At 52.0% G+C, this 14,518-nt stretch carries 17 protein-coding genes; 8 read left to right on the top strand and 9 right to left on the bottom strand.

The genetic code is table 11. The annotated features are described in order from the left end of the window. Positions 1–375: 375 nt before the first annotated feature. Entirely contained in the window at positions 376–843 is a 468-nt protein-coding gene (locus KGB03_RS19530) for a nuclear transport factor 2 family protein (RefSeq protein ID WP_218536108.1), read from the bottom strand. Between the two features lie 51 nt (positions 844–894). Beyond that, complete coding sequence (locus KGB03_RS19525) at positions 895–1,290, bottom strand: nuclear transport factor 2 family protein (protein ID WP_218536110.1); 396 nt, start codon at positions 1,288–1,290, stop codon at positions 895–897. Positions 1,291–1,795: 505 nt separating this feature from the next. On the opposite strand from KGB03_RS19525, the gene KGB03_RS19520 reads away from it, so the two are divergent. Continuing rightward, the gene (locus tag KGB03_RS19520) at positions 1,796–2,716 is read left to right on the top strand and encodes a LysR family transcriptional regulator (protein WP_223528373.1); all 921 of its coding nucleotides are present in this window, start codon (positions 1,796–1,798) and stop codon (positions 2,714–2,716) included. Positions 2,717–2,782: 66 nt separating this feature from the next. Here KGB03_RS19520 and KGB03_RS19515 read toward each other — a convergent pair whose 3' ends face one another. The 3 genes from KGB03_RS19515 to sseB all read right to left on the bottom strand — a co-directional run bounded on the left by KGB03_RS19515 (position 2,783) and on the right by sseB (position 4,684). Then, positions 2,783–3,082 (bottom strand): hypothetical protein, encoded by a 300-nt coding sequence (locus KGB03_RS19515; protein WP_218536112.1) that lies wholly within the window; start codon positions 3,080–3,082, stop codon positions 2,783–2,785. Between the two features lie 64 nt (positions 3,083–3,146). Continuing rightward, positions 3,147–3,755, bottom strand: a complete 609-nt coding sequence (locus KGB03_RS19510) for a hypothetical protein (RefSeq protein ID WP_223528371.1) — start codon at positions 3,753–3,755, stop codon at positions 3,147–3,149. Continuing rightward, a complete protein-coding gene (gene sseB, locus KGB03_RS19505; RefSeq protein ID WP_223528369.1) occupies positions 3,752–4,684 on the bottom strand; it encodes an enhanced serine sensitivity protein SseB in 933 nt (310 codons plus the stop codon). Before sseB ends, KGB03_RS19510 begins: the two co-directional genes overlap by 4 nt. A 172-nt stretch (positions 4,685–4,856) precedes the next feature. Between sseB and KGB03_RS19500 the strand changes: the two genes are divergently transcribed. The 4 genes from KGB03_RS19500 to KGB03_RS19485 all read left to right on the top strand — a co-directional run bounded on the left by KGB03_RS19500 (position 4,857) and on the right by KGB03_RS19485 (position 7,610). Then, entirely contained in the window at positions 4,857–5,426 is a 570-nt protein-coding gene (locus KGB03_RS19500) for a DJ-1/PfpI family protein (protein ID WP_218536116.1), read from the top strand. A 203-nt stretch (positions 5,427–5,629) separates the two neighbouring features. Further along, positions 5,630–6,208, top strand: coding sequence for a hypothetical protein (locus KGB03_RS19495; protein ID WP_218536119.1), 579 nt, complete (start codon positions 5,630–5,632; stop codon positions 6,206–6,208). A gap of 103 nt (positions 6,209–6,311) precedes the next feature. After that, complete coding sequence (locus KGB03_RS19490; RefSeq protein WP_218536121.1) at positions 6,312–7,085, top strand: nuclease-related domain-containing protein; 774 nt, start codon at positions 6,312–6,314, stop codon at positions 7,083–7,085. A gap of 180 nt (positions 7,086–7,265) precedes the next feature. Then, a complete protein-coding gene (locus tag KGB03_RS19485; RefSeq protein ID WP_223528367.1) occupies positions 7,266–7,610 on the top strand; it encodes a cupin domain-containing protein in 345 nt (114 codons plus the stop codon). Between the two features lie 90 nt (positions 7,611–7,700). Here KGB03_RS19485 and KGB03_RS19480 read toward each other — a convergent pair whose 3' ends face one another. Further along, positions 7,701–8,381 (bottom strand): FMN-dependent NADH-azoreductase, encoded by a 681-nt coding sequence (locus tag KGB03_RS19480; RefSeq protein WP_223528365.1) that lies wholly within the window; start codon positions 8,379–8,381, stop codon positions 7,701–7,703. 106 nt (positions 8,382–8,487) lie between these two features. On the opposite strand from KGB03_RS19480, the gene KGB03_RS19475 reads away from it, so the two are divergent. After that, positions 8,488–9,342 carry a LysR substrate-binding domain-containing protein gene (locus KGB03_RS19475; protein WP_223528362.1) on the top strand — a complete coding sequence of 285 codons (855 nt, stop codon included), beginning with the start codon at positions 8,488–8,490 and terminating at the stop codon, positions 9,340–9,342. Between the two features lie 143 nt (positions 9,343–9,485). Continuing rightward, positions 9,486–10,184, top strand: coding sequence for an ion channel (locus KGB03_RS19470; RefSeq protein WP_223528359.1), 699 nt, complete (start codon positions 9,486–9,488; stop codon positions 10,182–10,184). A 46-nt stretch (positions 10,185–10,230) separates the two neighbouring features. On the opposite strand, the gene KGB03_RS19465 is transcribed toward KGB03_RS19470, so the two are convergent. From KGB03_RS19465 to KGB03_RS19455, 3 genes are all read right to left on the bottom strand, one after another. Beyond that, on the bottom strand, positions 10,231–10,662 hold the full coding sequence (locus tag KGB03_RS19465; protein ID WP_317851239.1) for a hypothetical protein: 432 nt from the start codon (positions 10,660–10,662) through the stop codon (positions 10,231–10,233). An 82-nt stretch (positions 10,663–10,744) separates the two neighbouring features. Beyond that, positions 10,745–11,110, bottom strand: a complete 366-nt coding sequence (locus KGB03_RS19460) for an NIPSNAP family protein (protein ID WP_223528356.1) — start codon at positions 11,108–11,110, stop codon at positions 10,745–10,747. Positions 11,111–11,424: 314 nt separating this feature from the next. After that, positions 11,425–11,697, bottom strand: coding sequence for a hypothetical protein (locus tag KGB03_RS19455; protein WP_008154643.1), 273 nt, complete (start codon positions 11,695–11,697; stop codon positions 11,425–11,427). A 794-nt stretch (positions 11,698–12,491) separates the two neighbouring features. Here KGB03_RS19455 and KGB03_RS19450 point away from each other — a divergent pair. Then, positions 12,492–14,441: an AAA family ATPase gene (locus tag KGB03_RS19450; RefSeq protein ID WP_223528354.1), complete on the top strand. Its 1,950-nt coding sequence runs from the start codon at positions 12,492–12,494 to the stop codon at positions 14,439–14,441. The last annotated feature ends 77 nt before the right edge of the window (positions 14,442–14,518 follow it).

Below are 14,518 nucleotides of genomic sequence, written 5' to 3'. Positions count from 1 at the left end.
TTGGAAGGCGGAGAGATCATCTACGACCCTTGGCAGGAAAGAGAGGCTTCAATTGTGAGGGGTAACGCCAGAGGAGCTGGAATGTCCGCTCCTGGCAGATTACTGCCTGTTATGATTGGCCGACATCGACTCACTAGGGCCAGTTGTAATAGGTAGTAATCAACCCATACCCAACACCCCAGCCATGAGAGTGCAAACTGTATGGCACCCAAATCTGTGGAGAAAATCGCCATGCAAGCAAGGAAGGAGCAAAGCATTTGTGAATGGCAGGGGGTTACCCCAGATCGACCACAACCTGGGTCAAAAATCGGAATAGCGTTAGGGACTCTGGGGCTTCGATAATAAGAAAATCACAGCCCCGATTACCCCGGCAACCTAGCTTTTATATCCCGGCGGAACCGAGAAAATCTCAGCTTCAGGCGAAGCTAGGTCGGCAACACCATTGGTGTTAAGGGCCTGCGCGGCCGCCACCGTATTTAGGGACTCGCGAAGCAGCTTGATTTTGCCGTTCTCGGCGACAAGTCGTCCCGCGAACAGGTGATGGATCAGACGCCCAGTGGCCGCCGCGCGAGCATCTGTCAAATACTCGGCGTACACCTGATTCCCCGTATCTATCAGTACAGTGATGTTTTCGGGTTTGAACCCGAAGCCAGGGTAAAGGGTGCCGCCGACAAAATCGTAAAATTTTGCGATGGCTTCCCGCCCCTGATGACGGCTTGGGATACCAAGCGAATGCAGGAATGGAAGTTCCAGCACTCCGTCTTCAGCGAACAGCTTGGCACATTTCTTACCATCAGGAGCTGCGGCAAGTAAATCCAACAGTAGGGTCTTTGCATCTGTCATAGCAAACTTACTCGATAAATTAGTGAGCGCGCGTAGGACGGCGCTATTGAATCAGTTCGGAAAACTATCACCGAACATGGGTAGTCCGCTCTTGGATCCGTCGCGCGTGGCTTCGTCCTGAATTACGTCCCAATGCTCAGCGAGCTGGCCGTTTTCGATCCGCACTATGTCGACAACAATCCAGTTTACTGGCGCGCCGAATCCTGAAAAACGGCCATGAAGCACTACATAATCGCCCGACGCCACAGCCAGTGCATTTTCGTAGCGAAACTCAGCGGGCGCTGCCTTAACCAGTTCAAAAAGGCCCTCACGACCTGGTGCGATGTAGGCACTGTGCTGGATGTAGTCGGGCGACCAGAAGCGTTCTGCTGCGGTATAGTCGCGCTTGTTGAACAGCGTCTCAAACGCTTCCAATACGAAATGCTTATTCTGCTCTTCGTGGTTCATTGCCTGCCCTTCTCTATGATTTCAATGGATATAAAATATAAACAATCAAATAGTTTTGCATTCTTGAGCCGAGCGCTCAGTGCGGCCCGACTGAAAGGTGGTATTTCCCTTATCGCGCCACTATCTAAGCGCTACTCTGCTCGTAAGCGCGTTGAGACAATCTCCGTTTAACATCTCATCCAACGGAACTTGTACGTCGCGCAGCAACTTGGGCTCGTCCCCCTTTTGGGGTAGGACGCCCCGTAACCAAGTGACGCCCGCCACGCTCGGCGTCACGGCCCCCAGAGTGAGCTCTTCCCCGGCATTGCCTTTGCTAAACCCAAAAGGATAGTCAGGGAAGCTGGCTATCGGTTTGGGCCGCCCAGATGTAGCGGGTTTGTAACTTCCCACATTGCTGGTTGACCTCGTTTGAGATTCCTAGGCTAAGGCAACATGCGCAGTCCTTAAATAGATATAATCAGAAAACTATTTTGTCGAAAAGACAATGATGGAAAGGGTCGTACTGATGGACAAATTGCGCGCACTCAAATACTTCATCAAGGTTGCTGATACCTTAAGCTTCACCGAAGCGGGCAGAGCTTTCGATGTGCCAGCCTCCTCAATATCCCGGCGAATCGCGGAGCTTGAAAATTCTGTCGGGGCGGTGCTCCTCCATCGCACGACTCGAAGCGTCAGCCTCACCGAAGTGGGAGAAACGTATCTGGCACAGGTTCGTTCAGGGATGGCACAGCTGGCTGCCGCCGAAGAGCTTTTGAAAGATCAAGCAAGCCGGCCCAGCGGTACGCTACGCATCAGTTGTACGCCAAGCTACGGGCGGATGAAGCTGCTGCCTGTGCTTCAGGATTTCAGCGACATTTATCCAGACGTCCTCCTTGACGTGGATTTAAGTGACGAACTACAGGATCTCGGTGGCGATAAATACGACATTGCTCTCCGAGCCGGTTCTGAACCAGAGAATCGGGTGGTAGCGCGTCGACTCGACCCGAATATCTTCATCCTCGCTGCCTCTACAACATACTTGGCAACTCGTGGCACGCCAAGGACGGTAGAAGACTTAAATGGCCACTCGGCACTCATGTATCGTGGCTCAAAGAGTGTCCTCAAATGGCTTGGTTTTGATGGCAAGAACTGGATAACCCCTCGGATTGTTCCAACATTCATTAGCAATGACGTAGCCTCTTTGACTGCCATGGCATGCAAGCACCGTGGGATGGTGCTGTTGCCTGAGTGGAGCTTGCGCGAATACCTGCAGCGGGGGGAATTGGTCACTGTAGACCTTAGTCAGCCGGTTGGGATCTCGCGGACCGAGGTCGGGATCTACATGCTTTACCTGCAATCCCGCTATCTGATCCCGAAAATCCGACTAGCAGTGGAGTTTATCTACCAGCGCTTGGCCCAACGAAACGATGATGGCAGCCTTAAGTGAGTGGCAGCTAAGGGTCGATTTCAGTCTGTCGCGACCGGCTGATAACGACCCAAAGCGGTCAAATCACTAAACGCATGTTCCACCGACAAAGAATGGGATTCGCTGAATTTCCGCCTCGCTCATTACTCGCCAATCATTTGGCAAAATACCGTACTCGAACTCGGCGCTTTCTAGTGCCTCATCCAATCCAAGCATCAAGTGGTCGCCTTCAATTTTGAGTTTTCCGTAGTCCTTAAAGCGTATCTCCAGATACACCAGGCCATTGTCTTCGGCCTTCAGGCCGAAAAGCACGATAGCGGTAACGTCAGGCCGGAAATTGCTGATTTTCCTTACATAAGCAAATAGGTGACTTGTGGGCTGGGGCATGGCGTCGGCCGCATCTATTGATGGTGGGTTACGGCATTTTATATGACTGCTCCTTGGTGTCGGCTCAGCACAACCTCTCGCGCACAGCCCTCAACACCGCTTCGATGTGCCAGGTTTCGATGCCGATGGCGACTGCGTCGCCGGCATCAAGCACTAACTCGATTTGGGTGGTTATGCCTTGTTCGAGAAGCAGTCGCTGCGCGTCTTCAAGAAGCCTGCGTTTACCTGTGAGCCAAAGTCGTTGTATGTCCGTCAGCAACGCAAGGGTTTGCGGGTAGGTGCACTGCAGTTTTCGACGCAAATTGACCAGCGCCGGTTTGTCGCCTCGGTCAATTGCCGGGGTCAGTACATACTGGTTGCCCGACGCTGCCTCCAGGTCGTATTTGTCTTGCAGATACTCATCGACACTCATGCAACTGACGACCGTCTCACGCTTGCCCGTAATGACGTTGATCAAGTGCGCGTTAACACCAACGTAGCAGAACTCCGTCATTCCGTGGACGACGTAATCCTCACTGTTACTGCGAATAACCCAATAATCACCGTTGGCGGAAAGCTCACATGACTGAATGACAAAATGCTCAGGTTTGCCATCTCTCATGACGCCGTCAAACAGGCCAAGCACGATTTCGCAGGCCTGCTCTGCGGTTAGCACGGCGTTGATCTCTGTCACGCTTTGCCAAAGCCAAACAATGAACGCAGCCAGCCTGCCGACTTCCGTTCATAGAAGGGTGCTGTTTGCTTTAGGAAGTAATCGCTAAGGCCTGATTCCCCTTCGTGAACGCGATAGAGGTCAACGGGTTCGCCATCCGGAGCGGTATCCCCGGCAACGTTACCGGCTTCGCGCATGACCAGTTCAATATCTCCGCCCGCTTCAATACCAATGATCAGATGAGGCTTTTGATCAGACGATACGTCATGCATCAACGCCAGAAACGCACGCTTTACGTTGCGATGTTTGGCGAGTAATTGTGTGAGCGAATTGACCATCTTCGACGGATATTGCGACGGCTGTCCGAGCAGCACTTTGGTGTCTTTTTCGACCATGCGCTGCACTGGCTTTTGGCCGATCTCGTCGGAGAGCAGATGGCGCACTTCCTCCGGGAAAAACTCTTTCCCGTAAGGAGACTTTGGATTGAGGAAAAGAGGGGTGCCCAGTGTGATTTCAAACAGCGATCTGGCCGGGATCTCTATGTAGGACTCTTCGCTATCCATGGATCTTTGTAGTGTTTGCAACGAAGAAAAAAACGGGATGACAGCGGAGCCGTCGGGCTTTTGCCAATGCGCGATGCTGGTGTTGCTACCAGCCTCGAGGTTGATTTGACCTTCGCCAGCGCCGGCAGTGCCAAGGACGTAGATAGTGGAATTCAACAGAGTCTTGAAAAAGTCAGGTCGATGGGCCGGTTCATCCGCCGCCAGCCTGAGTGATTTTTCGAGGGTGTTTTCTTGCTTGGTATCCATGATGTCCATCGGCAGTTCCATCAAAACAGACAAAAAGTGAGCGGCAAAGAGCGCGCAGTTTTTCACGCAACTGTGAAAACAGGAAGAACAGGAGGCTAATAAATCTGAAGCATACGGAGAGTCACCCTGAACGGTTTCCAAGGAGAGCTCGTCCATATCAGTGGTGGAATGAAGAGCCAAATGCGGGTTCGCCTCGAAGGGCTGCTTCTGGCCGATTGCTGCCTGTCATAAGGTGCAGCAAACGACCCGAAGCAGCCTTGATGTCTGTTTGTTGTCGCCATATGTTATTGGCATTCATGGAGGATTCTGACTGATGGCACGTGTGGGATTGATACTGACACCCGGTTTTGCGGACTGGGAATATGCTTTCATTGCTGGAACTGCGTCCCCGTTTTACGGGATCGATGTCAGATTTTTCGCTTCTGCTACGGGGCTGTTCCGCTCGCAGGGTGGATTGGCAGTAACGGTTGATAGCAGTTTGCAGCAATGTCTGGACTGGAAACCGGACGTTGTTGTCATCATTGGAGGAACGGTCTGGGAACGTGCAGAAGCACCGGATATGCGAGATTTTCTTCATGCCAGTCGTTCAAGTGGAGCGACAATTGCCGGTATCTGTGGGGGAACGCTGGCACTTGCCAGGGCCGGGCTTCTCGACACGGTTCCTCATACTTCAAACAGCGCTGATTTCTTAAAACAGAATGCCGTAGGTTATGAAGGGGGCACGCTTTATCGAAACAGTCCGGTAGCTGTGGTTGCAGACCGCATCATCACTGCTCCAGGCCCTGCACCCGTTAGTTTCACCTGCGCAGTGTTCGAAGGTGCCGGGCTATCTTCGGAAATCATTTCTCAGTTCAGGTCAATGTTGGCTGCGGAACATCGGTGACCGCTTCGTCCTACAAAACAGCCGATCAGGTGATGTGTTCGAGTGGCCGCTCATGGCCGTTCTGTTGAAAAAGTCTTGGCAGATGGGCTCAACTACACTGAGCTTGAAAAGCGTCCGATTTACGCGTTGCAAACTCTCCTCGCAGGGCAATCGTATTGCAGTGAATCGCTCCAGCTCTACCACTTACGCCTGAGTCGTTGTTCATGAGTGAAATCACTACCATCCCCTCGGATGGTGTACCTGACCTTCAACCTATAGTGCAGCGCAAGCTCGGACGCTGCCTTTTGCGCTTGCAACAATACGAACGACAGCTGAAAGCCATAGTCGCGCATGGCGAGTTGAGCGGTCCCGCGGATCGGCTGCCGATCATCCGTGAGCAGAAGATCGCACGAGCCCAGAAAAAGACCATGGGCGCGTTGGTCGGGATGCTGACCGAAAGCTTTCTGACCCAGTCGCCCCAAAATGAAGAATCACAGACGCAAGCCGATGCCGGTGACCTGATCTGGCTCAGCTATCGACACCAGTTGGAAATGCCAGCCGAGCACTATGAGGCAACGAAGGTCGCCATCAAGGAACTGGTCGACCTGCGCAATAAGCTAGTCCACCACTTCATTGAGCATTTCGATCTCTGGTCTGAATCAGGCTGCCAGGCGGCGGATGGTTTCCTTGAGGAAAGCTACGAAACCATCAATAAGCATTGCCTAACTCTGCAATGCTGGGCCAGAGCCATGGATGAGGCACGAGCTAAAATGGCTTTGCTTGTGCAAAGCCCCAATGCTTAAGGCCGAAAACAGGCGCCAGTTACCTCGCCTAAGCTAGAAAGGAACAAAAGGGTGAAGGCGTAGCCTGGCGTCCTGACATACCTTCGCCACGCAAAGGAGAGCGATGAATATTTTTGTGATGCTCCAGCCACTGTTCGACTTACTGAAGTGGCTGCTGCCATTGTTGGTCGTAGTCATCATCATCAAGACCCCCTGGTTCAAGGGCTGGTTCGGTGAGCTGCTGGTGCGGACCTTCGCCCACTATGGGTTGGACGGCCAGGTCTACCGCCGGTTGCACAACGTCACACTGGATACGCCCGATGGCACTACCCAGATTGATCATGTGTTCCTGTCGCCTTTTGGCATTTTCGTGCTGGAGACCAAAAACATGCGAGGCTGGATCTTTGGAGGTGAGCGCCATGCCCAGTGGACACAGCAGATCTTCCGGCATCGCTTCAGGTTCCAGAACCCGCTGCGGCAGAATTACAAGCACTTGAAGGCGCTAGAAGCGCTGCTCAGCGTTCCGCCCGAGCACATTCATTCTGTAATCGCCTTCGTCGGCGGCGGCAGCTTCAAGACCGTCATGCCGGACAATGTCACTCAAGGCGTCAGCTGCATCCGCTATATCAAGTCCTTTCAGCAGCCTGTGTTTAACGAAGCGCAGGTGAGTGTAATGGTGAAGGCGCTGGAGAGCGGGAAGAGGGACAGTACGCTCGCTACCCACTACGAGCATGTACAACGCCTGAAACAGAGAAACGACCCTTTCGCGAAACGCCGTTGCCCGCGTTGTGGAAGCGCTTTCGAAATTCGTATCCGTAAGACAGGCGATAGAGCAGGAGAGCGATTCTGGGGCTGCAGCGCCTACCCTAAATGTCGAGCGAAACAGGATTTTGATTAGTCCTCCAGGCACTTCGTCCAGTGAAGCCGCGAATGAAAGCAACTGACGGGTCATCCGTTCCCCGGCAAAAGCGGCCACTCACAAATGGCCCGTATCGACCCTTTGTCGCCTCCCGCCTGATCACCCCTTTTAGGGTCTCTACTTCTAGTTAAGCCTTGTACCTACAGAGGGGAGCGTGCGATGAGCAACGAACAGGCGGCACCTGAGACCAAAGGCGTTACGGTGACGTTACTTGCAACGATTGACCTGGGTCCCGAGATCGAGGGTATGGCAGGGCGCCAACTCAGAATGCGCAAGGTGACCATCGAGCCTGGAGGCGTCTTCGGGCCGATTCACAACCATATCGACAGACCCGGCACCGTCTACATTCTGCAAGGAACGATCACCGACCATCGAAATGGAGTCGCCACGGATTATGGGCCGGGAGTGGGCTGGCCCGAGGACAGGAACACCACGCACTGGCTTGAGAACAGAGGCACGATTGCGGCGGTGGAGATCTCGGTCGACATTGTCCGGCAAGCGTAAGCTCCTCCGTCACCGGCCGAACCAGGCGCCCCTGCTGCATCAGGCGATTGCACTCCATTGACGCAGACCTCGTGGTCCGTGGTCCGCAGCCTATCGTGCGGAATCGATGTGCAACCGGGGGGCCTGAAGCGTCAGCGACACACTGTCCGCCAGGCGCCTGGCCTGCTGAGTCGCGTCCTCACGCGCACGCCGATCAACGTCTTCCCCCAGGATGGTTTTCTCCACAATCACCGAATGCACATCCGTGACGCCGATAAATTTCAGCCAGGCTTCCACGTAGGGCTTCTGGAAGTCGAAGCGCTCCGCCGGTGTGCTCGACTGCGCCGAAAAATCCAGGCCGCGGGCGTACATCACCACGGCGAGTGTGTTGTGCAGCATGCCTTCCAGACCGCGCTCCGGGTCAACGCTGAACAGGATGTCTTTCTGCGATACCAGGTCGATGAAGTGCTTGAGTTTGTACGGGATGCTGAAATTCCAAAGCGGTACGGACATCACCAGTACATCCGCGCGGTGCAGGTGACTGGCCAACGCTTTCAACGTGTTCCAGGCGTTTTGTTGTGCGGCGGTCAACGGCGTGCCATTGAGCCCGGCGTATTTGGCCTCCATGGCCAGATCATCGAATTCCGGCAGCGCCATGTTCCAGAGGTCGAGGGTGATGATTTCGGTGTCCGGGGTGTTGGCTTGATAACGCGCAATGAAGCTGCGGGCGACTTCAAGGGAAGCCGAACGCTGCTTGCGTGGAGAACACTGAATATGAAGAAGAGTCGTCATGGCACACCTTGAATGATGAGGGGGCAGGGCAGGTGTGAGCATTGCAACATAGTTGAATTTGAAATATAAATCGTAAATTCTCACTCAATTGATCACGTATAAAACTATGTTTGATGCACTGCTGCTCAAGACATTTGTCACCGTCGTCGATGAAGACGGCTTCAGCCGTGCCGCCCAAAAGTTGCACCTGACTCAGTCGGCGGTCAGTGGCCACGTGCGGCGATTGGAAGAACAGATTGGTAAACCCCTGTTGACGCGCACCACCCGTTCCCAGCAACTGACGGCCGATGGCGAGCGCCTGGTCTCTTATGCGCGCACGATCCTCGCGCTGAACCGTGATGCCTGGACCGACCTGACACGTACGCCGTTTCACGGGCGGTTGCGGATCGGCGTGTCCGAAGATTTTGTCGAGTCTCGATTGCTGCGCACGGTTCAGGATTTCGCAGCGCAGTACCCCGGGATGAAGATCGAGGTGCAGGTGAACATTCCGGGTACGTTGCTGGCGCTGATGAAGCAAGGGTATCTGGAAGTGGTCATCGGTTCGCTGTGCGAAACCAGCGAAGCGGGGCTGTTGCTATGGCAAGAACCGCTGGTGTGGGCCTGGTCGGCGCAACCCGTCGCCCGGTTACCCACGCCGTTGCCGCTGGCCCTGTTCCCCGAGCCGTGCCCTTATCGCGAGGCCGCGCTGACAAGGCTGGCGCAAGCGGGAATCGCCCAACGCACAGCGATGTTGTGCAGCAGCACCGCCGGGTTGCGGGCGGCGGCCCTGGCGGGCTTCGCGGTAGCGCCCATGCCACTCAGTCAGTTGGGGCAAGGTTTGGCGGTTATTGGGGCAGAACAAGGGTTGCCGGAATTGCCGGATGCGCAATGTCGGCTGTTCGCCTCGCCTGACGCGGATCAGGCGATTGTGGCGGCGGTCACTCAGCTGATTGTGGAGTACTGCTCTAAGCGCAGGGCTTGATTGTCGTTTCAAGTGTCTGCTTGAACGTCTCCTCTCACCTGCATTCGCGACTAGAATTTCACTGCCGACGCCTCTAACGCCAGGTCAGATTTCAACCGTGCGGGTTAGGTCTCGAGCGCTATTTCAATCTCAGGGAAACCGGTATGGCCAATCCGCAAGATAAAGCCGAATCTGAAGAGGATTTAGCGCAGATGGTAATAGGGCGAGGGCCCTGCACTTATCTATTGCTGCTCTTACTAGGATTGATCCTCCTGTTTCCCTTTCTTGAGGAAGGTCTGTTTTCTCGTACGTTGCTCGGCATTCTGTTTTCAATCGTGCTGCTGGTGGGCGCTTTCGCCACCAGGCAGACTCGGCGGGGGTTCATCCTGAAACTGGGTCTGGCGTTACTTGGGGTTGGCCTTCAATGGACGGCATTGTGGGCTGAGAGTATCGCGATTCTTGAACTTGCCGGGATGTCCTATGTGGCGTCTCTTGCTGTCTCATTTAGCGGAGTGCTTCGCTACATTCTCATGCGCGGGCCAATTACAGCCGACAAGCTGCATGGCGCGCTTGCGGGTTACATCATGCTGGCCTTTGTTTGGTCCTTCGTCTTTGCCTTGCTCGAGATATCCAGCGCTGGCTCATTCGGCCCTGACCACCTCGACTTCGGACAGCCCGGCACTTTCTTCAAACTTATCTATTTTAGCCTTACGACACTCACGACCACCGGTTACGGTGATGTTCTCCCGTTGACCAACCACGCCCGCTCCCTGGTGATGGTCGAAGAATTTTCAGGCGTCTTTTACGTGGGTGTTGTGATCGCGCGGCTTGCCGGTCTTTATCCATCGAATCAGACTAAGTGACTCTTGATTTGTCTGAGCCATCTGCGGGCATCAGTCTGTCAGGGGCTCAATGTCCATACTCAACGTAGGGGTCTAAATTGAAACCCTGCGTATCCCAGTTGATTCGATAAATCACTTCTTTCCTTGGCCTGATGTTGGCCGCAACAGTTTTGATCGCGACACCCGCACATAATCCAGACTCGGCGAGCCCGGCACCGAGATTCACTTTCCCGGCAGGCAAAACGAAAGATGCCTTTTGACCGGGACCTATCTTGGCTGCGCGTTGACCATCGATGTAGAACACGACATCACATCCCGCACCGTCAAACCCGTCATCACGGAAAATGGTCAGGCGTCCCGGATCTTGCGTACCCTGGCTTTTGATCGCGTACATCTCACTGGCCGGCACTGGCCGCGCTTCAGAAACCCGCATAGGTGATGTCGCGCACCCGCCCAAGGCCAGCAAGAGCGCCCCCGTTGCGATAATCCTTCGCATCATTTTTTCCTCCGTAACCGTCCGGCCAACACATCTTCCTGATCCCCGCGTTTAAGGCTAGGGGGTCTGCCTTTGTCGATGTCAGCTACGCGGATCGAGCTTCGGCTCTAGATAGATCTACAGAAGCTCTGATGGCATCAATCACGTCTTGAGCGAGCGCCATAACGGTCGTTGTACTGATTTCAATCCGACTGATAATGTCTTCTCTCGGGCCCTGTTTCCAGGCAGTGCTTGCGTAAAAAGCATCTTGAGATACTTGGCGATGGCTCTCGCTTTCATAGGAGCGAATCAGGTGATAGCTGTCACGATCATGTAATGAGGCGCCATAAGAAACGACATCTATGCCAGCTTCCAGGTGAAGCGGCACACTTACATTCTGCATTATTTGATGAAAGTCCAATCCCGATCCTGGCTTTAAGGTGTACATCAGAATTTCAATAATTCGAGTCAATCTTAGTCTTCCATGTGGGGTTTCAACGTGAGCATCCGTACATCCCAGCTTAGTTTATTAGGCGGGAGACCGGCTAATGGGTGTCACCTTTTATCCTCCGATCAGTTAAGGAACGACACAATCCGTAGCAGCTGGCGAAGCCTGCGTTCGGCTGCGAAGCAGTCGTGAAATCAGACAATGCGGTGTTTCAGGAAGACCGCAAACTCAGATTTCACGACTGCTTCGCCCGAACGCAGGCCCGAACCGAACGCAGGCTTCGCCAGCTGCTACAAATAGCATTGCGGCTTAACTGATCGTGAGGCGCCCGTTTCTACTTACTCCTTCACCTCCGCCCGTAAGCGTCGACCGATCACGTCCATCAAGTCACAGCCGTCGCGTAACGGAATGGCCAGCAGTTTGGAGAAGTCCGACAGCACCACCGTGTCGCAACCGAGTTCGCCGCGGTAGGCGATGTTTTCCAGCACCTGCGTGACTGTGCGGATGCGGTAATCAGCCATGGCTTGCAGGACGTCGAGTGGGGCTTGGGTGTCGATGAGCAGGGAGGCCGGGATCAGGTCGATTCCGGTGAGGGGCATGTATCTTTCCATAGATGAAACTCCGATCAAATCAAAGGTGACTGCCCCTCAATCGTCGCCAAACGAATGGGTGGCAGCTGTACGCAGGTTGGCGAACCGGGATCGGGAAACCGGCAGACCCGAAGGTCTCCCGCGCACAGCTGCCATAAAAACAGCTTTGCGGGCATGCAAAAGCGTCTGCATTAAAGCACACCGCTTTTGCATACCGATCGATCAGGTCGCCAAACCCGATTCGCCATTTAGGCGACGCGACGAACTATAAGCTTCGTCGGAACGGCGGGGAAGGTTACGGATTCCGAGGTTTATGTAGGAATTTTTATGGTGGTCCTAGGACCGTTACAACGCATCCGTAAGCGACTGCTATCGGCCATTAGGGGACGTTCGACTCAGGCCTGCTTTGGCGATATCAAGTTACTACGTACCTGACGATTGTTCATCGAATGTGGATTGCCGCCCTTCGTGATAGGCAGAAATCGACCATTTTAGACAGTCATCACAGCATTTCAGCGGATGACCAAAATGCACCCATTCTCGGCGTCGCGGATTTTGATTGTTGAGAGTTTTATCTCTAACACCCTCGCGCATGTAAAACCGCTTCAAAAAAAACAGCTAGGACCGGTTTTCTGGCTAGTGGTATGCCGATGCAGACCGGAGGACCAGGATCCATCGAAGCCTCTTCCGCAGCCCAACGACAATGATTGGCATTGGCCAGGACACGCAACGCTCTTAGAGGCGCCTTTATAAAAAATGCTTTACTGAGGCAATCTGCTAGCATGCTGACACGGCGCATTTACAAGGAGAAGCATGTGATCGTAGGGCTGTTATTAAGAAATTACAAAACATACCAAAATATAAATTACATACCTCTTTCTAACGGCAGTATGTTTTCAGCAATAGTTGGCGAAAATGGCTCAGGTAAGAGTTCTGTTCTAGAGGCGCTTGATAGTTTCTTTAATTCAACAGAATGGAATCTGAATCACAGTTTGACGAAAGGGTATCCCGAGAGGGAACCGTACATTTGTCCTATTTTTCTTATAAAAAAGGGTTCATTTGACTTCGAGTACGAGGAACATGACGATTTTCTTGAGAAAATAAATGAAATGGCATGGTCGGCAACCCCGCAAGAATTTAATTCATCGCCGAAACCTGTTAGCGAATTCTGTTCCAATAGAGATGTTTTACTGAGTGGTGGTTACGGAGCTCATAGTCATTACCTTCTACCTTTAGGGCTGATTAAAACAGCGGCGGGTGCAGCGCCCGGCTCGTATTTTTCAATATTTGAATCTCTGGAAGAATTTGGGACTCTTAAAGATGATCCATATTGGACAGGGTTTGAAGATGCCCTATTTTACTATGTGCAAACAACATACCAATACATATACGTTCCATCCGAGATCAATTTCAAAGAATACACAAAGATAGAAAGCAAAACAGTCCAAGCACTTCTAGGAACAAAAATTGAGGAGATAGTCAGAAATATAGTAAAAAAAGCGACAGTCACCGACATCAACCAGAAGCTCAATGCGTTCCTAGCAGAAATCTCCAATACACTTGAAAATTACGAATACAAAAAACCTGCAAAAAAACAGAACCTATTCAACCAATCGCACTTAACAGAAAAAATCATAGAAGCTTTCTTTGATAGTAAAATTCTTACGAAAACGGTGGGGAAAGATAGTGTTCCAGTAAACAATCTAAGTTCTGGAGAAAAAAGACAAGCTCTGATCGATATTGCAAGAGCGTTTCTTTTAGAGACTGAGGCAACCAGGGAGCATCATGTTATATTTGCTATAGATGAGCCCGAGCTTTCCCTGCATGTTTCCGCGTGCTTTGAACAATTCGAAAAATTGAAAGACATCTCTCAAGCTCGGGTCCAGACAATTGTCACTACCCATTGGTACGGATTCATGCCGATTGTATCTGACGGTGTCGCCATTTACTGCCCTAAGCTTGAAAGCGAACTAATAATGATTGATTTGCGATGCTTCAGGGAGGACATTGCAAAGCTTAGAAAAACGACGCAAGGAAAGCTACCTTCGGACATAGAGCTTAAAGGATTAAACGATCTCGTTCAGTCAATGATAGCTTCTATAACAGGCAATGACTATAGGTGGATAGTTTGCGAAGGCTCGGCAGACAAGATTTATCTCGACTTTTATTTATCGAGAAAAAAATTATTTATTCTGCCAGTTGGTGGTTCTAAGCACGTTAAGAAAATATTTAGATACTTGGAGATGGCTCTTGATGACCATCGAGACGACATTAAGGGTAAAGTTTTTTTACTGCTAGACACTGATAAGGCATTTGAAAAATATGATGCTAGCGAATCGATAAAGCAAATTCAAATCAAGCGCATACATAATGACATCGATGAAAGCAGAACAATGCTGAAATCAACAAATAATACTGAATATCATCCTCCAACGGTTATTGAGGACACACTAATACCCAGTGATTTTATAACCACACTTAGAAGCTTCGAGAGTGATCCAGACTTTGGGGACTACGTCGGGCCTCTCTTGGAGGCGATAAATCATGATCATGAAGACTGGCCTGCGGCGTTGGCGTTCGATTTGCGGACAACTGAGCAACGCAGTATGGAAGAATTATTCAACTTACCTAGATTTAAAGTTAAGTTTGCTCTCAAATATGCTGAGATTGCGGATGTGTTGAATACTCCATCGTGGATGAATGAGCTAACTGACTTCTTGTTTCCAATTATTAGAAAGACTCGCGCTAATAAACCAAGAGGTTAGCTTTACGGATACCTGTGAGCAGAAAAAGGGACAGGTTTATTTTTTGTCCTGGGAAAACAAACCCGTCCCCTTTTCGT

The organism is Pseudomonas sp. BF-B-26 (genome assembly GCF_019956495.1).
Taxonomy (GTDB): Bacteria; Pseudomonadota; Gammaproteobacteria; order Pseudomonadales; family Pseudomonadaceae; genus Aquipseudomonas.
Note: the sequence above shows the minus strand (reverse complement) of the source record. Positions and strands in the feature narration are given on the sequence as shown.